This is a genomic window from Robinsoniella sp. (assembly GCF_034124845.1).
Genome location: NZ_JAWYAJ010000230.1, coordinates 1 through 6,615, shown reverse-complemented (window position 1 = coordinate 6,615; position 6,615 = coordinate 1). Strand labels below are relative to the sequence as shown.

5 protein-coding genes are annotated in these 6,615 nt (G+C 32.8%); 1 reads left to right on the top strand and 4 read right to left on the bottom strand.

Going from position 1 to position 6,615, the window contains the following annotated elements:
* Window positions 1–404 precede the first annotated feature (404 nt).
* Window positions 405–833, top strand: a complete 429-nt coding sequence (locus ACH2DQ_RS11335) for a DUF3788 domain-containing protein (protein ID WP_395026783.1) — start codon at window positions 405–407, stop codon at window positions 831–833.
* A 13-nt stretch (window positions 834–846) separates the two neighbouring features.
* Here the strand turns inward: ACH2DQ_RS11335 and ACH2DQ_RS11330 are convergent, their stop codons facing one another.
* From ACH2DQ_RS11330 to ACH2DQ_RS11315, 4 genes are all read right to left on the bottom strand, one after another.
* On the bottom strand, window positions 847–2,589 hold the full coding sequence (locus tag ACH2DQ_RS11330; protein ID WP_395026781.1) for an ABC transporter ATP-binding protein: 1,743 nt from the start codon (window positions 2,587–2,589) through the stop codon (window positions 847–849).
* A gap of 16 nt (window positions 2,590–2,605) precedes the next feature.
* The gene (locus tag ACH2DQ_RS11325; RefSeq protein ID WP_395026779.1) at window positions 2,606–4,288 is read right to left on the bottom strand and encodes an ABC transporter ATP-binding protein; all 1,683 of its coding nucleotides are present in this window, start codon (window positions 4,286–4,288) and stop codon (window positions 2,606–2,608) included.
* A 13-nt stretch (window positions 4,289–4,301) separates the two neighbouring features.
* A complete protein-coding gene (locus tag ACH2DQ_RS11320) occupies window positions 4,302–5,402 on the bottom strand; it encodes a DUF362 domain-containing protein (protein ID WP_395026777.1) in 1,101 nt (366 codons plus the stop codon).
* A 1-nt stretch (window position 5,403) separates the two neighbouring features.
* A partial coding sequence (locus ACH2DQ_RS11315; protein ID WP_395026775.1) for a B12-binding domain-containing radical SAM protein occupies window positions 5,404–6,615 on the bottom strand: 1,212 nt, incomplete at its 5' end.

The window sequence follows — 6,615 nt, the reverse complement described above, 5'->3', positions numbered from 1 at the left end:
AAAACTATGAATACTATATATAGAATTATTTAAATTATAATTTAGATTATAATTTATCTGATATCATGTTAAAACCATTTATTGTTCTGCTATAATATAACCTTAGGTGTAAAATATTCCTATCAGATTTTTGATTCCAATGAACTTTTTGGATAAATATAACACAGAAAAATACAATGTAATTCATATAATAAATATTCCATAATTCATCTCCTTAATCAATATAGTTCGTATCTTAAATATTTATAAATTAAATAAATAGTTAGTAAAATATCTGCAAGACAGATCATTTTTTTCTAATTTTAGTTGTAGGTCTTGATGTACTGTGGTAAAATATTTCTGTTACTAATATACTATTCTCAAAATGTCAAATTTTTAAAGATTATCAGAAAGGGAGTAAAAAAATGTGGAATAAAAACGATCAAACCCAAGTACCAGATTTAAACACTATTGAGAACTATATCAACAGTCCTCTATTTGAAAATTTCTATTCAGAAATAACAGGAATTTATAATTGTAAATTTGTTATTGAGTATAGTAAATGTTCCATGATGAGAGGATGGAATGTAAAATTTAAAAAGAGCGGTAAATCACTATGTACCGTTTATCCAAAAGAAGGCGGCTTTCTGGTAATGGTAGTTATCGGAGACAAAGAAGCAAATGAAGTTCATTACGCACTGCCTTCTTTAACCGATTATCTAAAAGAACTCTATGCGAAAACGAGCCCTGGCAGCAATAATAAATGGTTAATGATAGAGGTTCGTAATGAAAAAGTATTGGAAGATATCTATAAATTAATTGAGATAAGATATTATTGCAGCATCCGGAAATAATAAATAATAATCTTCATATGTGATTTTCATGGTTAACAAGATTTTCAAAATATTCTTTATAGTTATCATTTTTTAAGATTAAATCCGCATGAGCGCCGTGAGCAATTATATTACCGCTGCCCATCATATAAATACTGTCACCATTTTTTATTGTAGTGATTCTATGTGAAACAATTATAACAATTGAATTTTGGGCAATATCTTTTAATACCTTTAAAATTTTTGATTCGCATGAAGGGTCCAAGTAAGCGGTAGATTCATCTAAAATTAATATTGGAGCCCTTTTAATAAGTGCCCTTGCCAATGCAATCCTTTGGCACTGGCCATTCGACAAATTATTTCCAGACGCTTCTACAACTGTATCATAACCATTGGGTAATCTTTCTACAAATTCATGTACATTAGCAGCTTTTGCGGCCCATAGTAAATCATTATTATGGGCTTTCGTATTTCCGCACATTATATTCTCCATAATTGTGCCATGAAACAGATAGTTATTTTGTGGTACAAAGGCAATCAGATCTCTCAACTTATTTAAAGCAATTTCTTTACTTGGTATCCCCTGAAGATATACCATACCAGATTTTACTTCATAAGCTCTGATCAGTATCTTTAGCAAGGTACTTTTGCCGCAGCCGCTTGGACCTGTTATAACAGTTATTTCACCTTTATTGGCTATTAAATTTATTCTATCCAGAACTTTAATCTTATCATACTGAAAACAGATGTCTTTACACTCTACATAATCTAGGTTTTCAATATATTTTTTTTCATTGTCTTTTAAATCTTCTTCCGGTAATTCCATTATTTCAATTATTCTTCTGACTCCTGCAAGGGAAGTTTTAAAATCTGTAAAACCATGACCAAGCCTAAGAAATGTTTCGCTAATGTTCATTTGTAAAATTATGATGGCTATAACAGTCCCTAACTGTGTTGCATCTTTGATGAGCAGAAATGAACTGATACATATAGCTCCGACAAAATTGATTAATCCCATCATATAATTCATACTTTCATGCACTGCTATATATTTTTCTTTTTTAATTCCACAATGGAATACCATATTTTCTTCAGCCGCTTCTTTTTGTTGAATATGTCTGAATCCGAATAATTTAATGGTATAAAAACCCTCAATAATTTCTATAATATTATTCGTCATTCCTCCAGTTTTTTGTGAAATTATTTCTTGCATTTTAAGAATTTTCAAGGTGAGTTTCTGACTTATAAATGAGAATAAAATACTTGAAATAACCAAGATTGTAGAAACTCTCCATTCCAGAACCAACATTGTTATCAGACATCCCAATCCAAGGAATAATGTTCCACTAAGCGTTTGAAGAGTTTCAGAATATATTTTTTCAATTGATTTCAAGTCAGCCATAAATCTGGTGTTTAAATCCCCTTTGGAATATCTATCTATAATTACAAGTGGTAAACGTGGTATTTTTTGCAATATTTTTGTTTTTATATATAAGATTGCCTTTCTAGAACTACTTTGATATAAGAAATATGTAATTGGTATAAATATGAATGCAATTATCAGAAAAACAAATACCTGTAATATAGGTGATTGTATTGTAAGCGGTACATGGGTTAGCTGCATATCAATCATAAGTTTTAAAGAGTATGCTAATAAAATAATAGTGGCTGTACCTGCTATATCCATTCCAATAATACCGAATGTATATTGAATTAGTCTGGGTTTTATATATTCCAATATCTTTTTAAGTTCTTTCCCATTTTTCTTTTTTTGCATAAATGTACCATTCCTCCTACTGAGTCTTTATTTTTGTTATTCGTCTGCCTTCCAACACTAGAATGTTATCTGCATTTGCCAGCGTTGAAGTCCTGTGGGCAACTAAGATAACTGTTTTATCTTTGCAGATATTTTTTAATGCCTCGTTTATAAGTTTTTCTGATTTCATATCGATCGATGATGTTGGTTCGTCCAATAAAATAATAGGAGAATCTTTACATAATGCTCTTGCAAGTGCTAACCTCTGGGCTTGTCCCGCGGATAACTGTATGCCACCGCTTCCAATAAGAGTATGGTATCCTTCCGGTAATTTTTCTATAAATTCATGGGCATTTGCTGAAGCCGCAGCGTTTATGATATCGTCCATCGTATAACCCGGTTTACCGCATGAAATATTTTGAGCAATACTCATTGAAAATAAACATATTTTTTGTGGTATTATGGATATTAAGTTTCTGGCTTTCCCAAGATCCCAATCCTTTAAATCTATTCCATTTAATAATACACTACCTGAATTTGGTTCATGCAGACCGCTCACCAGTTTTAATAACGTACTTTTTCCATTACCGCTTTGACCAATAATAGCCGTCATTTTCTGACCCGGTATTTCGAAGCTTATATCCTGTAAAATATTTACTTCTGCATCATATCCGAAAGTCACATTCTTAAATTGAACAGGAATGGCCGCCTGATTTTTTTCTAGTCCGCTATCTTGTGATGTTATATCATGTATTCGTTCCTTTTCCCAGTTAAACGTTTCTGTTACTGAGTCCGTCGTCAAAAAGAATGTTTTTATTTCTCCTAATAATTTTGGAAAGGAACTCATTGATTTTAACATGAATTGCAAAAGAAAAAGAAAAATGATCAGATTTTCAATTTTAAAATTTCCTTTGGCAGCTAATACCCCTCCATATACCGAACATGTGGAAAATGCCAGCATTGTCATAATCATTTGAAGTTCTACAAGAACCGCAATATTTTTTTCTACAGCTATTGCATTTTTTAATTTTTCCCTTTCAATTATATGAACTTTCTTGGAAATTATGGGATAGAGTGCAAAAGTTTTAATGACTAATATGCCATTTACAATATCCTGAAATATGGATGACTCTTTTGTTTCTAAAGAAAGTATCTCCTGATTTTTCCGTTCCATAGAAGTAATTATTCCTCCGGTAATAATCGTTATAACGATAACCAGAATTATATTTACTAATAATAGTTTCCAGTCAATTATGACCAACCAGACAAGACACGATAAAAATAATACCGGCTGATAAAAAATCTCCCTTAAGTTTTTTTCCAAAAACATTTCTATTGAAGTAATACCGCTATTAAACCTTGTTATCACTTCAGATCCATAATTCTTTTCAAAATAGAACATTTTTAAATGATATATATTTTGAAAGTAATCATGTCTTATATCTCTTACAATTTTTTTACTTAATACACCAGCGGTATATACAGAAATATACTTTACTATAATACCGACGGAAATAATAAAGCATAATAGGATAATCAGCGAAACCAGTCTCTTTTCATCTGAATCCAATGCAGCAACTACTAAGCTTCTTATTTTAAATGTATAAAACAGATCTACCATCACATTAAAAAAGAATAATAATAAGCATATGATAACTGTTTTTTTATATGGGATAACAAATTTTTTACACTTAAACAAATCACCATCTATGACACTCATACGGTCCTCCAAACTAAAATATTACATTTCTCTGGTATTTTTCTATTTCTATCGCACTATTGGGACATAGTTCCTGACAGCAATAGCATCGTATACACTTATTAGATTTAAATTTTATTCTGTTTTCCTCTATATACAGTGCTCGTGGAGGGCAGCTTCTGACGCACTGCCCACATAACGAACATAGGTCACTATTAAACTCTGGAAGTGCAATTATTTCCTGATTAAGATTAGAAAAGTCCGGAGCTTTAAAAGGCCTTAGATTAATTTTGTCCAAGTCTAACCCCTTTATAGGAATTTCTTTGATTTCTTTTGTTAACAAATCTCTGTTCATAGCCTCTTTGAGAACAGTAATATCTTCCGGATTAATACCAATAATTTTGGCAGCTATTGCATCTAGCTCATATGGATTATCAGAGACCAGCAAAAGATTTGATTGGCAGCAATCCCCGGCCGATGGGCCATTACCCTCCATTCCTACAATACCATCAATAATAGACAGTGCTGGATTTACATATTCACATATATCTACTAATGTCTGTGCAAAGTGGATATATTTTGACATTTCTAAATGGTACTGCATTTTCAATCTGCCAGGTATTACCCCAAACAGATTTTTAACGGCTCCGGTAAATCTCATCATTGCATGCGTTTTCAATTTCGCGGCTGATATAATAAAATCCGCATTTGTAATCGCACTTATTACCTGAATATCTTTCATTCGAACGTTTTTTTTATTATAAACTTTTACGGAAGATACATCGTAATTAAGTTCACACTGTGTTTCAGCCGCAATTTGCATCATCCCGGTAGCCCTGTAAACGGTATCCAATGTCTTTTTCGAAAAGCCATGCGGTGCTCCGGGGCTGTCACCAATGGTTACTGTACATCCTTTCGATTGAAAATAAGTAACAATGGCCTTTACAACACTGGGGTGACAAGTTACTGCTTTATCCGGAGTGTCCGGCCTGGCTAAATTGGCTTTAATAAAAACTTTTGCTCCAGGATATAATTTATCATTGATTTGGGATGTTGTATCTATTAAATGGTGTAATACTTCCTCTACCCTTTGATAATCGTAACCCTCACATAACGCAACTCCAACACTCTGCATATTATTTTTCCTTCCTATAATTTATGTGGTTATTCGTATCCTTCTTAAAAATATCCAGAAAATAATTCGTTAATCTGCCAGTTCTTTCAGATGAATTAATCTTCTTGTTTAAATCTATATAATGCTCCTCAAGCTCTTTTGCACTCAATGCTTCCGGTTTAAATGTCAGTTCGAATCCGTTATACCTTCTCCAGTCATATGTAGTAATTTTATTTTGCTGCTTCATCATTTCAAATACCTTAGTTCCAGGAAAGGGCGTAAGCATTGTAATATTAGTGGCATAAATATTTGTATTCATGATAAATTGAAATAATAGATTAAAATATTCCTGGTCTTCATTCCCCAAACCGATCACAAAACTTCCCACAACACCTATCCCGTAGCTCTGTATATTGGAAATTATGGTCTCATAATTTTTTCTCTTATTTTTTTTCCAATTGGACTGGTTAAGTTGTGACAGATTTTCCTCCTTCAGACTTTCAAAACCGATCAGTAATTGCATACATCCTGACTCATATAGCCGTTCAAGCATATGATTCTTAAAACCTATTCCTGCATCACTGAATCCATACCATCTTACATGATAGCTTTGGAGTAGGTTAAGAAATTCTATGCTAAATTTCTCATCAATTAACAGATTATCATCTGTGAAAAAGAGAACAGGCTTCTTCCTGTAATTTAAAATGCTTTCAATTTCTGCTGCAACCTGCCGGATCTTTTTTCTTCGCACTTTTTTACCATACATTTTGGAAGAAATGCAAAAACTGCATTGGTGGGGGCAGCCCCTGGAGATCTGCATTGGAAAGCTTGCATATGAATGATATCTGACCAGATCATACCTGGGTACAGGTGTTTCATAAAGCCTGGGTTTTACATTACTCTCATAGACTCTTCTTGTAGTTCCACGGAGCATATCAGATATAAAATCTTCCATTACTAATTCAGCTTCTCCGATGATTACGGTATCTGCATGATGAAGAGCTTCATCCGGCAGTATTGAAACATGAACTCCACCCATCATAATTTTTATATTTTGTCCACGAAGAAGATCCGCCAATTCATATGCCTGTACTGCCTGGCTAGTAGAAGGAGACAAGAATGCCCAATCGCAATTGTCATTTATATACTTTTGGGAATTTAAATCATAATAAGTGATCTCAATATCTTTGGGAAGCATACCTGCAACCGTAAGTAAACCAAGATGAGGCGTAGA

Coding starts and splice junctions, on each gene's coding strand:
- ACH2DQ_RS11335 (WP_395026783.1), top strand. CDS start 405: ATGTGGAATAAAAACGATCAAACCCAAGTACCAGATTTAAACACTATT.
- ACH2DQ_RS11330 (WP_395026781.1), bottom strand. CDS start 2,589: ATGCAAAAAAAGAAAAATGGGAAAGAACTTAAAAAGATATTGGAATAT.
- ACH2DQ_RS11325 (WP_395026779.1), bottom strand. CDS start 4,288: ATGAGTGTCATAGATGGTGATTTGTTTAAGTGTAAAAAATTTGTTATC.
- ACH2DQ_RS11320 (WP_395026777.1), bottom strand. CDS start 5,402: ATGCAGAGTGTTGGAGTTGCGTTATGTGAGGGTTACGATTATCAAAGG.